This window comes from Saxibacter everestensis (assembly GCF_025787225.1).
In the GTDB taxonomy this organism is placed as follows: domain Bacteria; phylum Actinomycetota; class Actinomycetes; order Actinomycetales; family Brevibacteriaceae; genus Saxibacter; species Saxibacter everestensis.
Genome location: NZ_CP090958.1, coordinates 3167486 through 3182315 on the forward strand (window position 1 = coordinate 3167486; position 14830 = coordinate 3182315).

At 64.3% G+C, this 14830-nt stretch carries 14 protein-coding genes; 7 read left to right on the top strand and 7 right to left on the bottom strand.

Going from position 1 to position 14830, the window contains the following annotated elements; translation table 11 throughout:
• Positions 1–244: 244 nt before the first annotated feature.
• The 3 genes from LWF01_RS14970 to LWF01_RS14980 all read right to left on the bottom strand — a co-directional run bounded on the left by LWF01_RS14970 (position 245) and on the right by LWF01_RS14980 (position 2348).
• Positions 245–1048 (bottom strand): SDR family NAD(P)-dependent oxidoreductase, encoded by an 804-nt coding sequence (locus LWF01_RS14970; RefSeq protein WP_349638164.1) that lies wholly within the window; start codon positions 1046–1048, stop codon positions 245–247.
• A gap of 190 nt (positions 1049–1238) precedes the next feature.
• Positions 1239–1670: a DapH/DapD/GlmU-related protein gene (locus tag LWF01_RS14975; protein ID WP_349638165.1), complete on the bottom strand. Its 432-nt coding sequence runs from the start codon at positions 1668–1670 to the stop codon at positions 1239–1241.
• Positions 1671–1850: 180 nt separating this feature from the next.
• Positions 1851–2348: a nucleoside deaminase gene (locus tag LWF01_RS14980; RefSeq protein WP_349638166.1), complete on the bottom strand. Its 498-nt coding sequence runs from the start codon at positions 2346–2348 to the stop codon at positions 1851–1853.
• Positions 2349–2758: 410 nt separating this feature from the next.
• On the opposite strand from LWF01_RS14980, the gene LWF01_RS14985 reads away from it, so the two are divergent.
• The 3 genes from LWF01_RS14985 to xdhC are packed head-to-tail and all read left to right on the top strand — an operon-like array spanning position 2759 to position 7467.
• A complete protein-coding gene (locus LWF01_RS14985; protein WP_349638167.1) occupies positions 2759–4279 on the top strand; it encodes a xanthine dehydrogenase small subunit in 1521 nt (506 codons plus the stop codon).
• Positions 4276–6669: a xanthine dehydrogenase molybdopterin binding subunit gene (gene xdhB, locus LWF01_RS14990; protein WP_349638168.1), complete on the top strand. Its 2394-nt coding sequence runs from the start codon at positions 4276–4278 to the stop codon at positions 6667–6669. Before LWF01_RS14985 ends, xdhB begins: the two co-directional genes overlap by 4 nt.
• Positions 6670–6672: 3 nt before the next feature.
• Positions 6673–7467, top strand: a complete 795-nt coding sequence (gene xdhC / locus LWF01_RS14995; RefSeq protein WP_349638169.1) for a xanthine dehydrogenase accessory protein XdhC — start codon at positions 6673–6675, stop codon at positions 7465–7467.
• 9 nt (positions 7468–7476) lie between these two features.
• Here xdhC and LWF01_RS15000 read toward each other — a convergent pair whose 3' ends face one another.
• Positions 7477–8073: a carboxymuconolactone decarboxylase family protein gene (locus LWF01_RS15000; protein WP_349638170.1), complete on the bottom strand. Its 597-nt coding sequence runs from the start codon at positions 8071–8073 to the stop codon at positions 7477–7479.
• Positions 8074–8252: 179 nt separating this feature from the next.
• On the opposite strand from LWF01_RS15000, the gene LWF01_RS15005 reads away from it, so the two are divergent.
• Positions 8253–9203 (top strand): hypothetical protein, encoded by a 951-nt coding sequence (locus LWF01_RS15005; protein WP_349638171.1) that lies wholly within the window; start codon positions 8253–8255, stop codon positions 9201–9203.
• A gap of 41 nt (positions 9204–9244) precedes the next feature.
• Here the strand turns inward: LWF01_RS15005 and LWF01_RS15010 are convergent, their stop codons facing one another.
• The gene (locus tag LWF01_RS15010; protein WP_349638172.1) at positions 9245–10111 is read right to left on the bottom strand and encodes a PaaX family transcriptional regulator C-terminal domain-containing protein; all 867 of its coding nucleotides are present in this window, start codon (positions 10109–10111) and stop codon (positions 9245–9247) included.
• A gap of 89 nt (positions 10112–10200) precedes the next feature.
• Here LWF01_RS15010 and LWF01_RS15015 point away from each other — a divergent pair, with 89 nt between their 5' ends.
• Positions 10201–10440 (top strand): hypothetical protein, encoded by a 240-nt coding sequence (locus tag LWF01_RS15015; protein ID WP_349638173.1) that lies wholly within the window; start codon positions 10201–10203, stop codon positions 10438–10440.
• A 245-nt stretch (positions 10441–10685) separates the two neighbouring features.
• A complete protein-coding gene (locus LWF01_RS15020) occupies positions 10686–11162 on the top strand; it encodes an Hsp20/alpha crystallin family protein (protein ID WP_349638174.1) in 477 nt (158 codons plus the stop codon).
• 112 nt (positions 11163–11274) lie between these two features.
• Here the strand turns inward: LWF01_RS15020 and LWF01_RS15025 are convergent, their stop codons facing one another.
• Positions 11275–12585 carry an MFS transporter gene (locus tag LWF01_RS15025; protein WP_349638175.1) on the bottom strand — a complete coding sequence of 437 codons (1311 nt, stop codon included), beginning with the start codon at positions 12583–12585 and terminating at the stop codon, positions 11275–11277.
• A gap of 220 nt (positions 12586–12805) precedes the next feature.
• Here LWF01_RS15025 and LWF01_RS15030 point away from each other — a divergent pair, with 220 nt between their 5' ends.
• Positions 12806–13375: a carboxymuconolactone decarboxylase family protein gene (locus LWF01_RS15030; RefSeq protein ID WP_349638176.1), complete on the top strand. Its 570-nt coding sequence runs from the start codon at positions 12806–12808 to the stop codon at positions 13373–13375.
• Positions 13376–13445: 70 nt separating this feature from the next.
• Here LWF01_RS15030 and LWF01_RS15035 read toward each other — a convergent pair whose 3' ends face one another.
• Positions 13446–14804, bottom strand: coding sequence for an aspartate aminotransferase family protein (locus LWF01_RS15035; RefSeq protein ID WP_349638177.1), 1359 nt, complete (start codon positions 14802–14804; stop codon positions 13446–13448).
• Positions 14805–14830: the final 26 nt, after the last annotated feature.

Below are 14830 nucleotides of genomic sequence, written 5' to 3' on the forward strand. Positions count from 1 at the left end.
CATTCGCGGAGCAGCCGATCAACACATCACCCGCCGTCTCCGGGTAGAGCCGGATCGGACGTGATTGCCCTATCGCTGGACGTCGACTTGGTGAGCTCATCGGCGATGTCCCGCGCGCAGGGCAACTACCGGGCGAGGCGGTCGAGCCTCGTGACCAGGAGGGTGTCGCCGGACCGGCCGATCTGCGACGCCCGAAGACGATGGCGGTCTCCACCGATCACTGCACTACCGAGCCCCGCAGCCGTTAGGGGTTGATAGATCCCGTGATGCCGCCATCGACACGAAGGGTCGCGCCGGTCACATAGCCCGCACGCGGACTGACAAGATATGCGACAGCGTCAGCGATGTCCTCGGGCCTGCCAAGGCGGCCCACGGGGTTCGGGGCATACGTCGCGACGACCTCGGGCTCGAACTCCTCCCACGACCTCGCATCCCCCTGAGCCTGCGCGCGGTCGAGGAACATCCGCTGCAGTCCAGGCGTGAGCATGACGCCTGGGCTGACGGTGTTCGCTGTGACCCCAGAGCCGGCGAGTTCCTGCGCGAGCGCGCCAGTGGCATTCGCCAACGCAGCTTTCGCCGCCGAGTACTCCACCATGTTGGCCAACGGCGCACCTACCCCGCGCGTGCCGACTGTCACGATGCGGCCCCATCCTCGTTCGCGCATCGGACCAGCGAGGTGACGGATGCACCGCACCGCCGACAGCACGTTGCCTTCGAACGCGCTCACCCATTCCTCATCACTCGCATCGAAGAACGCATGCTCAGCGAACGGCCCCGCGTTCGCCACGAGGATGTCGATCGACCCTCCGAACGCTGCCTCCTCGCAGACCCGACGAGCCTGCTCCGGATCCGTCAGGTCACCGAGCACAGCAGTCGCGATCACGCCGACCTCGCGAAGTTCGGCCATGACCGCGTCGGTAGCGACCGGGTCCCTCCCGTGGATCACGACCACGCATCCCTCCGCGGCAAGACGCCGCGCAATCGCCGCACCCAGCCCGCCCGAGCTGCCCGTCACTAGTGCACGCTTGCCCCTGAGTCCCATATCCATAGACCCAGTCTGACCCACGCCTCCGACACCGCCACACACGTCGTGCGGTGATGCGCTGTCCGGTTGAGACCGCCATCATTCGCGGAGCAGTCAGTCGTTGACCTGACCTGGTTTCCGCGATTTCGCCCCGCTTCGGCCTCGCATCGTGCTCACGGACAAGCGTCGCCGGAGTGGAAGGAGCCGTTGATCGCTACGCCGCGACTCCACCACGTGCTCGCTGGCGAGCCGTAGTCTGCCGGCCTATCACGGCCCCCGGCGCAACCCGGGTGTCCGACCTGACCACCGCCCGTTGCCCAATTGTGGCTCGCTCCCCGATCCTGGCGCCGCTGCCTATTCGGGCACCGTCCTCAACCTGGGCGCGCACGCCGACTCGGACATTGCCGCCGATCGTGACGTCATTGCCGACCACCGCGCCGTGCTCAAGCCAGCTTCCGACGCCGATCCTGGTCCGCTCGCCGATTCGAGCACCGGCTTCGACGTAGGCGGCCTGATCAATCCTCGCGCTTTCCGGCACGTTGGCCTCCGGGGAGACCAGCCCACCGCCATTGGCATGCCTTAGGTACTGGACGATCTCGCCCTGATCGTTTTCGAATTCAACGCGTGCCGAGGCTCTTCTCGCCATGAGTCTCCTAGAGTCGTGTCGTTCCGATCCGGCGGGCCCGCTCACGACCCGCACACTTGCTCTCTGCCCCGACAACGATTGAGGTGCGATACAAATTCCACAAAGATTCGCCGCAATGCCCGGTGGCTCGGGTTCAACCTGGCTAGCAGGCAACCCTCGTCAGTCCGCGGGCGTGCTCGACTAGTAGTCGAGCCGGTTCCCGCTTGCGTTCCATGCGTTGAACGGCTCCACCGCACTGTCCAGGCGGAGTTGCCGAACCGGCATCACCGTGTCCCGGATGCTCGGCTGGTCGAAGTACTGGTAGAACGCCGCGTCGTCGAAACCCGCGGCGGCTGCATCGGTGCGGTCGGCAGCGTACAGCACGCGATCGATCCGGGCCCACAGCGTGGAGGCCAGGCACATTGGGCACGGCTCGCAGCTGGTGTATAAGGTCGCGCCGTCCAGGCTGAACGTGCCAAGCCGCTGGCAGGCATTGCGGATTGCCGTGACCTCGGCATGCGCGGTTGGATCGAGGTTCGCGGTTACCCGGTTTAGTCCTTCGAACTCCCTGCCGTCCGCCGCTACGACGATGGCGCCGAACGGCCCCCCGCTGTTGAGCACGTTGGCCGCGGCCAGGTCAACGGCCTTCCTGAGCAGCAGCGCGTCGCGCTCGCTTGCATCGGCGGTTGTAGGTGCCATCGCCTCGCTCCCCTCTTCAGCAGCCGTCTGCGTCGATCGTCTGGTGTCCGATGCCCGTCGGCGTGGCGGGATTCGCGCTCTTGGGGACGACGGCTCGACTCTCCCAAGAGCTAGATCCACCGACTGTAGCACCGGGCCGCCGGGCCACCCGTGGATACCAGAACAGCCCGGAGCGCTGGCTGGAACCCGTGCACAATTTGTGATGTGCGCCACGGCAACAAGTGCGCTATGCTGACGAAATAACGCCCGGGCCAACCCCGGAAGCTGACGAAGCAATGCCCGGGCCAACCCCGGAACCTGAGAGTAGCGGACAGGGTAAAAATGAGCTGGCATCCTTTGATGCCGGCTCTTTTTCGTATGACGGGGGCCGACGCGGATGTCGCCTCGACAGTCATAAGGAGTAGGGCCAAATGGATCAGACCAACATCACCGTGAACGGACAGCGACGGCCGCTGAATGGCGCGTCAGCGCACACGACCGCCCTGGACTGGTTACGCGGTAATCGCCTGATCGGCGCCAAAGAAGGCTGCGCGGAGGGTGAATGCGGCGCGTGCGCAGTGCTGGTCGCCCAGTCCGATGGCGATGGCGGCACGATGTGGACCTCGGTTAACAGCTGTCTCGTTCCGGTCGCCGCGCTAGACGGCCAGGAGGTCGTGACATCGGAGGGTCTCGGCACGCCTGAGAACCTGCACCCGGTGCAGGAAAAACTCGCGATAGCGGGTGGTTCGCAGTGTGGCTACTGCACGCCGGGTTTCGTCTGCAGCATGGCCGCGGAGTTCTACCGCCGCGACCGCACCCCGACCGCAGACGGCGCCGCACATGAGGACCGCGTTCCGGCCGACGGCGCCGCGCAGGCCGACAGCGTGCCCGCCGCCTGCGGCGCGTCAGATGGCGCAAGTGAGCACGGACCGAACGGCTTCGATCTGCACTCGCTCAGCGGAAACCTCTGCCGCTGCACGGGTTACCGCCCGATCCGCGATGCTGCCTACTCGATTGGTGAACCGGCCGCCGATGACACGTTCGCCGCTCGGCGCGATCGCCCGGCGCCGGAGCCGGTACCGACCACGCTGGAGGCAGCCGATGGCCGGTTCATCCGGCCCGCCACGCTCGCGGACGCCGTGCAACTACTCGCCGAGAACCCCACGGCCGTGCCGGTGGCCGGCTCGACCGACTGGGGCGTTGAGGTAAACCTCCGCGGTCGGCGCGCGCCACTCGTCATCGCCATCGACCGCCTGCCGGAGCTGGGCGCGCTGGAGTTCGGCGACGACGAACTCGAAATCGGCGCCGGTGTGTCCTTGTCGGAGGCCGAGCGCGTGCTCGACGGCAGGGTGCCGCTGCTTGCCGAGCTGTTCCCGCAGTTCGCCTCGCGGCTGATCCGCAATCGCGCCACCCTTGGTGGCAACCTGGGAACCGGATCGCCGATCGGCGATGCCCCGCCCGCGCTGCTCGCGCTTGGCGCACGGGTCGTGCTGGCGTCCGTCGACGGCGAGCGCGAAGTCGAACTCGACGAGTACTTCACCGGCTACCGGAAGACCGTACGCCGTCCGGACGAGCTGATTCGCTCGATCCGGATTCCGCTGCCGCTAGCCCGGGTGACTGCGTTCCACAAGATCGCCAAGCGCCGCTTCGACGATATTTCGAGCGTCGCGATCGGATTCGCGCTCGACATCACGGACGGCATCGTGACCTCAGCCCGGATCGGCCTCGGCGGGGTCGCCGCCACGCCATTGCGCGCTCGCAACACCGAGGCAGCACTGGTCGGCAAGCCATGGACCGAGGAGACTGCACGTGCGGCGGCAGCCGTGCTGGACAGCGAGGGAACACCAATGAGTGACCACCGGGCGAGCTCGTCATACCGCAGCGCAATGCTGTCGCAGGCGATGCTCAAGTTCTTCGGCCAAACATCAGAAGAGTTGGAGGTAACGGTATGAGCACCCTGTCCCAGCGCCCAGAAGTACCCGTTGTCGGTAAGCCAGAGCCGCACGAGAGCGCGGCAGGTCACGTCACCGGCGCGGCCCTGTACACGGATGACATTGCGATCTCTCGGGCCGACACTCTCACCGCGTGGCCGGTGCAGGCTCCGCACGCCCACGCGCTCGTCAAGGCACTGCGCACAGAGCCGGCGCTCGACGTCCCCGGCGTCGTTCGCGTGCTTACCGCCGCCGATGTGCCCGGAGTCAACGACTCCGGCGTCAGGGGCGACGAGCCGCTGTTCCCAACCGAGGTGATGTACTACGGCCACGCCGTGTGCTGGGTTCTCGGCGAGACCCAGGAAGCGGCACGTCTCGGAGCGGAGGCGGTTGAGGTCGATTATCAGCCGCTGCCCTCCCTGATCACAGTGCCCGAGGCAATCGAGGCCGGTTCGTACCAGGGCGCACACCGGATAACCCGGCGTGCGGATGCCGACGCCGCGCTCGCGGCGGCGCCACGGGTGTTCTCCGGTGTGACCGAGTTCAGCGGCCAGGAGCATTTCTATCTCGAGACGATGGCCTCGCTGGCGTACTACGACGAGGGCGGCCAGCTGTACATCCAGGCCGGAACGCAGCATCCTTCCGAGACACAGGAGATCGTCGCGCACGTGCTCGGGCTGAGTAATAACGAGGTCACGGTGCAGTGCCTGAGGATGGGTGGCGGCTTCGGCGGCAAGGAGATGCAGCCGCACGGACTCGCGGCGATCGCCGCGATCGGCACCAAGCTGACAGGCCGCCCGGTGCGGCTGCGGCTCAACCGCACCCAGGACATGACAATGACCGGCAAGCGGCACGGGTTCTACGTCACCTGGCAGGCCGGGTTCGACAATGACGGGAAAATTCTGGCACTGAAGGCAACGCTGACCGCCGATGGTGGTTGGAGCCTCGACCTTTCCGAGCCGGTGCTCGCCCGGGCGCTGTGTCACCTGGACAACGCGTACTTCATTCCGGCCCTCGAGGCAGATGGCCGGGTCGCCAAGACAAACAAGACGTCCCAGACCGCTTTCCGCGGCTTCGGCGGGCCGCAGGGTGTTTTCGTGATCGAGGACATCCTCGGCAGGTGCGCGCCCGCGCTGGGAATCGACCCTGCGGACCTGCGGCGACGCAACTTCTACACGGCCGGCCAGTCGACGCCCTACGGTCAGCCGGTGCGGCATCCGGAGCGAATGCACGACATCTGGTCACAGCTACTGGAGGACTCGGGATTCGCTGCCCGCAGCGCGCAGATCGAGGCGTTCAATGCGAGCAACCCGAACCTCAAGCGCGGCCTGGCGATGACACCGATCAAGTTCGGCATCTCCTTCAATGTCGCGGCCTTCAACCAGGCCGGCGCCCTCGTCCTGGTCTACAAGGACGGTTCCGTGCTGATCAATCACGGCGGGGCAGAGATGGGCCAGGGCCTGCACACCAAGATGCTCCAGGTGGCCGCGACCGCCCTCGGCGTCGAACGCTCCGCCGTGCGGCTCGCGCCGACCCGGACCGACAAGGTGCCGAACACATCGGCGACCGCTGCGAGCACGGGTGCTGACCTGAACGGCGGCGCGGTCAAGAACGCGTGCGACCAGATCCAGGAGCGGATGGCGGTCGTTGCCGGCGGAATGCTCGGCGTGAACCCGAGCGATGTGCGATTCTCCCAGGGCCGGGTCACCGGCTTGGGCGTATTTGGCAAGGAGCTGACGTTCGCCGAGGTTGCGCAGGCAGCCTACATGCAGCGGGTTCAGCTCTCGGCATCCGGCTACTATCGCACGGAGGGCCTGCACTGGGATCCCGAAGCCTGGTTCGGTTCGCCGTTCAAGTACTTCGCCTACGGCGCCGCGGCGACGGAGGTCGAGGTCGACGGTTTCACCGGGGCGTACCGGACCCGTCGCGTCGACATCGTGCATGACGTCGGCGACTCACTTTCCCCGATGATCGATATCGGTCAGATCGAGGGCGGATTCGTCCAGGGCGCCGGCTGGCTCACCCTGGAGGATCTGCGTTGGGACACCTCGGACGGGGAGGGCCGCGGAAGGCTGCTTACCCAGGCGGCGGGCACCTACAAGCTGCCGAGCTTCTCCGAGATGCCCGAGGAGTTCAATGTCACCCTGTTCGACCGCGCCCACGAGGATGGCGTGATCTACGGCTCCAAGGCGGTCGGCGAGCCGCCGCTGATGCTCGCCTTCAGCGTCCGCGAGGCGCTGCGCCAGGCAGTCGGCGCCTTCGGCCCGGGCGGATATGAGATCGAGCTCGCCTCACCGGCAACACCAGAAGCTGTCTTCTGGGCATTGACCGAGGCGAAACAGTTGGCAACTCCGGCGACCGCTACGTCCGCATCCGCGCCGGAGCGTGCACCCGTCCTGTCCGGTTCCTAAGTCATGGACTGGTTGGCAGCCGTCGAATCACTGCGGGCGCGCCGCCAGGCAGGCGTCATCGTGACCCTGGCGGCAGTCCGAGGCCACTCCCCACGGAATGCCGGGGCAAAGATGGTCGTGGCGGCCGCCGAGGTGTGGGGCACGATCGGCGGCGGCAATCTGGAGGCCACAGCGGTCGATCGTGCGCGGGCGATGGTCCGCAAGTCAGTCAAGTCTCCGGTGATGGAAACCGTCAAGCTCAGCGACAAGGCGCCTGCCGAGTTCGGAATCCAATGCTGCGGAGGTGAGGTGACAATGCTCCTGGAGCCAATCCGGGTGGTTCCGTCGGTGGCAATCTTCGGAGTGGGCCACGTCGGGATCGAGGTTGCCCGCATCCTGTCGCGGCACGACATTGAACTGTCGCTGATCGACTCCCGTGCCGACATGCTCACCGACGAGCGTCTTGCCCCGCTGCGCGATGGGTCCGCGCTGCTGCATGTTCACCATGCGCCGGTCCCCGAGGCAGCACTCGACGAGCTTCCGACCGGAACGCACGTCCTGATCATGACGCATGACCACGCCGAGGATCTCGCGTTGTGCGACTCGACGCTGCGGCAGCCGGAGCTGGCCTCTATTGGGCTGATCGGCTCATCGGCCAAGTGGACCCGGTTCCGGCAGCAGCTATCAAAGGAGGGGCATTCGGCAGAGGATCTGGCCCGGATCACCACGCCTATCGGCCTGCCTGCGATCACCGCGAAGGAACCGGCGGCGGTAGCGGTGAGCATTGCAGCGGGGATGCTCGTCGCCTTCGGCGACTGAGGACTCCGGTTACGCTGGGCCGGCGTCCTCTGCCGCCAGTGGCGCCTCGTCAACCCCGAACAGCCGTAGTTGCATGGCGAGCAGTGAGTAGTAGCCGATCAGGGTGGACAGCTCGAACACGCTCTTCTCCCCGAGCCGTTCGATTACCTGTTGATACAAGTCATTGTCGAGCAGGCCGTCGGCCAGTAGAGCCCGGCTGGCGCGCAGCACCAGAGCTTCGGTGCCATCGAGGCTTTCCGGCACCTGGATCGCCCGGAGCGAGGCCAGTTCATCCTCATTCAGCCCGGCCTGGAGTCCGAGAGCCTCATGCGCTCGGGTCTCGAAATCGCTGCGCCAATGCCCGGCAACGCTCAGGATGGCGATCTCCCGGATTCGTGGCGTGAGCTCTGACTCAAACCGGATAGCCGAGCCGAGTTGCTGGAGCGCGGTGCCGACCGCGGGCGAAAGCAGCATGGCATTGAAGGGGCCGTCCAGCGCGCCGGTTTGATCGGTCAGCGCAAAAGCCTGGGGCCCGGCGCTCCTCGGACCGGCGCTGATCGTCTCGTACAGCCCGCGCTGCTCGGAGCTCAGCCCGGATGGCGAAAGTTTCTTCAATCGCTCAGTCACGATATCCCTCGGTGCGTCGTCGCGGGGCGGCCGGTCCGCCATCGCGTGGGTTCTCCACCAGCCTATGCCGGTCGTGAAGTAACCGTTCGGACAACAACAGATAAGGACTCGCAGTACCCCGCGGTCTTTCTGCTTTGCACCCCTGCACAGGACGTAATCCGAGGCTTATGCTGACAACTATGAGCCAGAGAGATGACATCGAAGTCAGGATCTCCGCTGCGCGCGACGGGGTTCGCAAACACGAAAAACTCACATCCGAACTCGAACGATTGCAACTGCGCCTGGACGAGGCCGAATGCGAGCTCCTCGACAAGCTCAATGTCGCTCAGGTGGGCGATGCCGAGGCCGAGCGGCTTACCTCATTCTCCGGTGATCGGATGTGGTCGGTTTTCTCCGGCTCCAAGGGTTCGGATTCCGAGCGTCAAACCGCTGAAGGCGAGGCCGCGAAGGGAATCGCCGCCGAGGCGAAGGCACGGCGCGACGCCCTGGCGCAGGAAGTCGAGACGATCCAGAGGGAGATTCGCGATCTTGGTGATGTCGAATCCGAACTCGATCATGCCGTGCACCAGAAGGAGCAGTACCTGGTGGAGGAAGGCTCACCGCAGTCTGACCATATTCTTGAACTCGCCGGGCAGAAGGGCGAGCTCACGGCCGAGCTGCGGGAATTGGACGACGCCATCGCCACCGGAAGCTCCACTATCGAGGCACTCGATGAACTTGTGGACGATCTACAGGAGGCCTCGCAGTGGACGATCTACGACTCCTATCCCGGTGGCAGCCTGCTGACCAGCTCGCTCAAGCATGAACACGTCGACAAAACTGTAAGCCTCGCCAAGCTCGCCGATCTCAGGCTCGCACAGTTCTCCCGGAAGCTGGTCGGGGTGTCCGGGGAGATACACGGCGCGTCCCTGGCGATGGAACACAGCCAGCGCTTTCTCGACACCTGGTTTGACAATATCCTGGCTGACGTCAGCGTCGCTGGCCATATAAAGGACGCACTGACCAAGGCGGTGAAGGCCAGGGATGCCGTGCGGGAACGCATCGAGGTCTGTGTTGAACGCAGGCACAAGACATCCGGGCAACTGAAGGAACTCGAGGCAGCGAGAGCCGCACTGATGTCCCGCACTTGATGGCGCCAGCTAGGACCTACCCGTAATCGAAATTTACCGAATCAGTCACCGCCCCAGCGCGGCGGATTGAATTTGCAATTTTCCGCGGGATCCATCTGGGCAGCGACAGTCCGCAGGAATGGTTGTATTTTCGGACCCCAGGAAGAATTCAGTTGGTGCAACGATTCTGAGAACCGGCTCCTCGGCCAATCCATCGGCAGTAGCTCTTCCGGCAGCTCCGGGTCTGCAAGCTGCAGCGTCAGTAACTCCTGGTAGAGCCTGTTCCAGCGCACGAATCCTTCCCAGTAGCCGTTGTCGGCGCCGGCCTTGAATCCGTCGTCGCGTGCGCGCCGGATGGTACCTAATGTCTCGCGGTATCCCGCAGCCAGCGGCTCGAGGTCCCAAGCAACGGACGCCATCCGACGCGCTTCTCGCAGCGAGTGCACGTCTAGCCTCGCCGTAAACAAGTTAGTACCGGCAGGACGCTCCCGAAGAAAGTGAGCGACGCGGTGCAGCCGATCCTCTGGGCAGATCATCACACCCGGTCGGATCAGCCCGTAACCCGTGTACTGCGCCAAATAGCGAAACCTGTCGCGGAAGGCGCGCTGCCGCTCGGGAATGTCGTAGATGAGGGAGTGGAAGGACCCGTCCCAGGCGACCCGGCCGGCGGTGCCTTCGATCTCCCGATACTTTTCAGTGAGCCCGTGGCCCAGCCGGTACACGGGTGTCCGCCCGGTCTTGGAGACATCAAGTGTCTGCATGTTCCGCATTTTCGTCAGAATGTTCCGGGCGGCGGACTCGCCGATGTATAGCCCTCGCAGCATTCGAATCAGAACAGGACCGGTGAGGACGCTGGCACCCAAGGCACCGAAGACGAAGGCAACATTTATGGAGTTCCTGGTGTACCTGTAGCGCATTCCTTGGCTCACACTTTTTCCACGAATCGTGACAGCATTGCCGGTTGCCCCGAGCCTACCTATGTTTCGAAAGGAGAACACCCATCGGAAAGGATGAAGTTATGAAACCCTCGAGGCTCGTGCTCAACGGCTCAGCTGCGGCAAGCGCCGGGCTTGCCGCTGCCATTGCCATGGCTATTGCCCAGATTGTCTTCCTCAGTATTGGCGACGAAACACTGCACGCCCTGGCTATCGGGGTATCGCTATCAACGATCGCATTCGGCGTCACCTACGCCGCGATCTTCTTCGTTGCGCTGGCCCGAACGTCGGGAGAGCACCACCCGACGGAGCGGCGGCCGTAGTTCGCCGCATCATGCTCGAGCTCCCCCTCCGTATGCGTATGGGTGCAGCCACTAGGTTTCGCAGTTGCTCAGTGCCAGGAGAACCGGGGCAAGATCCGAACTAGCGCCAACCTTAGCGATCGCGATCATCCCAGGGAATGTTTTTCCGGATCGCTTCGTTCTGTTCTATGTAAGCAAGTTGAGCGATAGCGACTCATGGTTGTTGCGTCTATCAGGAGTCGCTGGGCGAGAAAGGAACAACGAAAATGGCTATGACCTTCGATCCATTCCGTGAACTCGACCGGGTCGCCGGGCCGCGACGCGGCCTGCGCCAGATGCCGATGGATCTGTATCGCGATGGTGATCGCTACATCCTGAACGCCGAGCTACCCGGAATTGATCCCGGTTCGGTCGACGTCGATGTGGACGGCCAGCAGCTGACCATCCGCGCCGAGAAGAACCTGCGCACCACCGAGGGTGTCAAGTGGCTGGTCCGCGAACGGCAGAACGGTTCGTTTGTGCGTCAGCTGACGCTTGGGCAGGGAATCGACACCGAAGCGATCAGCGCGCACTACGAAAATGGCGTGCTGAACGTCATCCTCCCGGTCAGCGAACGCGCCAAGCCGCGCAAAATCGCCATCACCGAGGGGCCGATCCAGGCCGAAGATTCTCGACCTGCCGCTGGATCGGCAGCCGGCTCACCGGCAGCTGATCTCGACGCCGAGGCCGAACTGAACCGCTAAACCGGCGCTCTGCGTTCGACGTAGCGCAAAGACGAGGGCGGGTACCAAACGGTCCCCGCCCTCGTTGCGCCATCCCTGGCTCAGCCCTTGTTCAGCAGGACCGCCGCCGCGCTCATCGCAGCACCGATCCCTTCGTCTCCTTCAGGGAAAGGATCGTAATGAACGCAATGACCGCCGCGACGGCGACGTACCAGAAGAACGCATCCGGATGCCCGGCATTGCTCAACGCAGTGATCACGAACGGCGCCGTCCCGCCGAATATCGCGACGGTGATGTTGTACCACGCCCCGATGCCGAGGCCGCGCAATTCTGTCGGGAACAGCTCGCTCATGATCGCCGGGGCCAACGAGCTCAGCAGGCTGTAGAGGGCTAGACCGACACAGAACACGACGAGCATGTTGCCGATACCCGGCCCGATCAGAAGGGATAGCGGCACGATCAGGACGGCGATTGCCGCCGACCACACCAGCAGCTGCGGTTTGCGGCCGAACCGGTCGGACAACGCGCCGAACGGGTACTGGAGCGCCACGAACAGGGCCGTCGCGATCGAAAGCGCAATGAAGACTTCGCCATCGTCCGCGCCGCGGAATCCAACCGCGAACGGGGTCAGCGCGGAAAAGAACGTGTAATAGCAGAGCGTGCTCAGCAGGGTGATACCGACGATTTGGGCCACGGCTTTGGGATGGTCCCGCAGGATCACCCAGAACGGGTTCTTCACCGCCTGGGCCTTGGCCTTGTTCTCCTCGAACTGCTCGGTCTCGGCCATATCTCGCCGCAGCCAGATGCCTACCAGGCCAAGGAGTCCGCCGATGATGAACGGGATCCGCCAGCCCCAGCTGGCCAACGATTCGTCGCTGAGCGTGTTGGCCATCAGCGCGCCGAGTAGCGACGCCACGAGCACCGAAGAGCCGGTGGAGATATAGAAGAAGGCGGAATAGCGGCCGCGGCGCTCCGGCGGCGCGATCTCGCCCAGATAAGCCGAGGCATTGGCGACCTCACCGCCGAGGGACATGCCCTGTGCAATCCGCGCCAGCAACAGCAGGATGGGCGCGAGCCAACCCACCAGTTCGAATGTCGGCAGGATGGCGATCACCATCGAGCCGCCGGCCATCAGGGTGATTGTCAACATCATGGCTGCCTTGCGCCCGCGAAGATCGGCGAAGCGCCCCAGGATGTAGCCGCCGAGAGGACGGAAGAAGAACGCCAGGGCGTAGGTTGCGAAAGTGCTCAGTAGCGCGAGCGCCGGGTCATCCGGTGAGAAAATCTGGGTGGCGAAGTAGATCGAGAAGGTGGCGTAGACCGTCCAGTCATACCATTCGACGGCGTTTCCGACACTTGCCGCGAGCAAGGTCTTCACCGGCAGCCGGTGCCTTTCCGGAATGGTTGTACCGCCACTGGCCGTGTTCATCACGGGATCCGACATTCGATCGTCCTTAATCGATAGGGGCCGCCACTATTGCGGACTTTCGCTACATCCTGCCACCGTCGACCGGCGCAATCGTGGGTTTCGGCCAAATTGATCCTGAGCGGGTCTTCGCACAGCGGATGGGAATAGCCGCCGAGAGGCGCAAAACGTCGCCAGTCACTGGTCACCGATGCCGTCTGCGGATACATTCGGGGCAGGGCTGACGGAAAGGACTCCCGTGTCGGAATACCGTGAGATGGACAGGGCGATCGGCGAGGCAGCGAGTACGAACCCGACGATCTTCCGGCAGTATCGGACGTTCGCAGACGACGTCTGGGCCTCGCCGCACATCGATCCTGCCAGCACCGAGGTGATCGCAGTTGGGGTCAGCCACATCGCCCGCTCGGCGTATTGCGTCGACCACCATGCCGCTATGGCACGGCAGCTTGGCGTCGGAGTCGAGGTTCTCGTCGAGGCAGGCGTACTGGCGGCAGCCGTGCTGGCCCGTCAGGTAACCGGTCGAATGCCGGCGCAGCTGCGGACCGGTGGCCGGCAGCCGGATTCGTTCCTGCTCCTGCCACTGAACACACATGTGCGCCAGTTGCATCCGCAGACCAAGGCGTTGCTGGTCGTGTCGATGGCATTCGCGCTGCGGGATGACGCCTTGATCGGTCAGGCGCTGGATGTCGCACAGCAGTTGGGCATCGAAGAACCCGGCCTGATCAAGGCCCGGGATATCGCCGCGGCAGTCGCTGCGGAGTCAGCGATTCAGCAACTGCACGGCGCCGCCCGCACCTACGACCTCTGACCCGACATGCTGACTCCGCCTCGACCGGCTGCCGAAAAGTCAGGCCGGCAATATCGATCCTGCTGGAGCTTCAGCCCTCGTCGGTTGTCGACATCACGTCGGCAAGCGTGCTGAGCAACCAGTCTGCGTCGTCCGATGAAAAGACCAGTGGGGGGCGGATTTTCAGCACGTTGGCCGAAGGACCTGTCGATGAGATGAGAACCCGCCGGTCCCGCATGGCGTTGACGATTGCAGAGGCCCTCGCCTGGTCCGGGACCTTGCCATCACGATCACTGACGACTTCCACACCGACATAGAGGCCGGCGCCACGAATGTCACCGAGACACTCATACCGCAGGCTCAGCTCGGCGATTCCATCTCGCAGGACTTGGCCGATCGTTCTCGCATTCGTCAACAGGTCGTCGTCCCGGAGGACGTCGAGCGTCGCCTGGGCGGCAGCGATCGCGACAGTGTTTCCACCAAACGTGTTGAAGTACCGCTGGTCATTTCCGAAGCGCTCGACGACACCCGGCCGAGCGACCAGGCCCGCCACCGGGTAGCCATTCCCCATCGGCTTGCCCATCGTCACGATGTCCGGCTGCACGCCGTGCCTCTGGTAGCCCCAAAAGGAATCACCGGTGCGGGCGAAACCGCTTTGCACCTCGTCGGCAATGAACAGTCCGCCTGCATCCCGGACGACCTTCGCTACCGGCGCGAGCAGATCCGTCGGTTCCCCGAAGATGCCGTCCGAGGAGAATACGGAGTCGGCAATGAATGCCGCGAGCCCCTGACCCCGCCGCTGCAGATCAGCGATCTGTTCGCGAACGTGTTCAACGAGCAGATCGGCAAGTTGCTCACGGGGTATGCGGTAGGAGTCCGGCGCCGGGACTTGCCGGACCCAGGTACCCAGCCGTGCTCGTGACCCAAGGGCGGGCGAGCAGCCTGAGGTCAGCTCGGAGTTTCCGTGGTATGCCTCAGAGGTGACGATGATCCCCTCATGCCCGGTGTGGTGCTTGGCGATCCGAAGCGCGAGGTCGTTAGCTTCTGAACCGGTACAGGTGAACATCACGTGCCCGGTGTCACCCAGCGGGCCCATCGTCCCCAGGAGATCCTCAGCGTAATCGAGGATGCCGTCCTGCAAGTACCTTGTATGGGTCGACAAAGTTTGCATCTGCTGGTGGACGGCGGCGGTCACGCGCGAGTTTGCATGTCCGGCCGGCACGACATTGTTGTAGGCGTCGAGGTACTCCTCGCCGTCCGGATTCCAGAGCCTCGTGCCGCTTCCTCGGACCACCTGGACCGGCTGCTGGTAGAAGAGGCGATATGCCGGCCCGAGCAGCTTCTCTCGACGACGGACCATCTCTTGCGTTTTCGGATCGAGTCCGGAAGCCTTCTCCGGATCGAAGGCATTCACCATCGTGAGGTTCGACGTATTTGCTGTACTGCTCATCAACTTCCTAACCCTCTTCTCCGAGC

Coding starts and splice junctions, on each gene's coding strand:
- LWF01_RS14970 (WP_349638164.1), bottom strand. CDS start 1,048: ATGGATATGGGACTCAGGGGCAAGCGTGCACTAGTGACGGGCAGCTCG.
- LWF01_RS14975 (WP_349638165.1), bottom strand. CDS start 1,670: ATGGCGAGAAGAGCCTCGGCACGCGTTGAATTCGAAAACGATCAGGGC.
- LWF01_RS14980 (WP_349638166.1), bottom strand. CDS start 2,348: ATGGCACCTACAACCGCCGATGCAAGCGAGCGCGACGCGCTGCTGCTC.
- LWF01_RS14985 (WP_349638167.1), top strand. CDS start 2,759: ATGGATCAGACCAACATCACCGTGAACGGACAGCGACGGCCGCTGAAT.
- xdhB (WP_349638168.1), top strand. CDS start 4,276: ATGAGCACCCTGTCCCAGCGCCCAGAAGTACCCGTTGTCGGTAAGCCA.
- xdhC (WP_349638169.1), top strand. CDS start 6,673: ATGGACTGGTTGGCAGCCGTCGAATCACTGCGGGCGCGCCGCCAGGCA.
- LWF01_RS15005 (WP_349638171.1), top strand. CDS start 8,253: ATGAGCCAGAGAGATGACATCGAAGTCAGGATCTCCGCTGCGCGCGAC.
- LWF01_RS15015 (WP_349638173.1), top strand. CDS start 10,201: ATGAAACCCTCGAGGCTCGTGCTCAACGGCTCAGCTGCGGCAAGCGCC.
- LWF01_RS15020 (WP_349638174.1), top strand. CDS start 10,686: ATGGCTATGACCTTCGATCCATTCCGTGAACTCGACCGGGTCGCCGGG.
- LWF01_RS15025 (WP_349638175.1), bottom strand. CDS start 12,585: ATGTCGGATCCCGTGATGAACACGGCCAGTGGCGGTACAACCATTCCG.
- LWF01_RS15035 (WP_349638177.1), bottom strand. CDS start 14,804: ATGAGCAGTACAGCAAATACGTCGAACCTCACGATGGTGAATGCCTTC.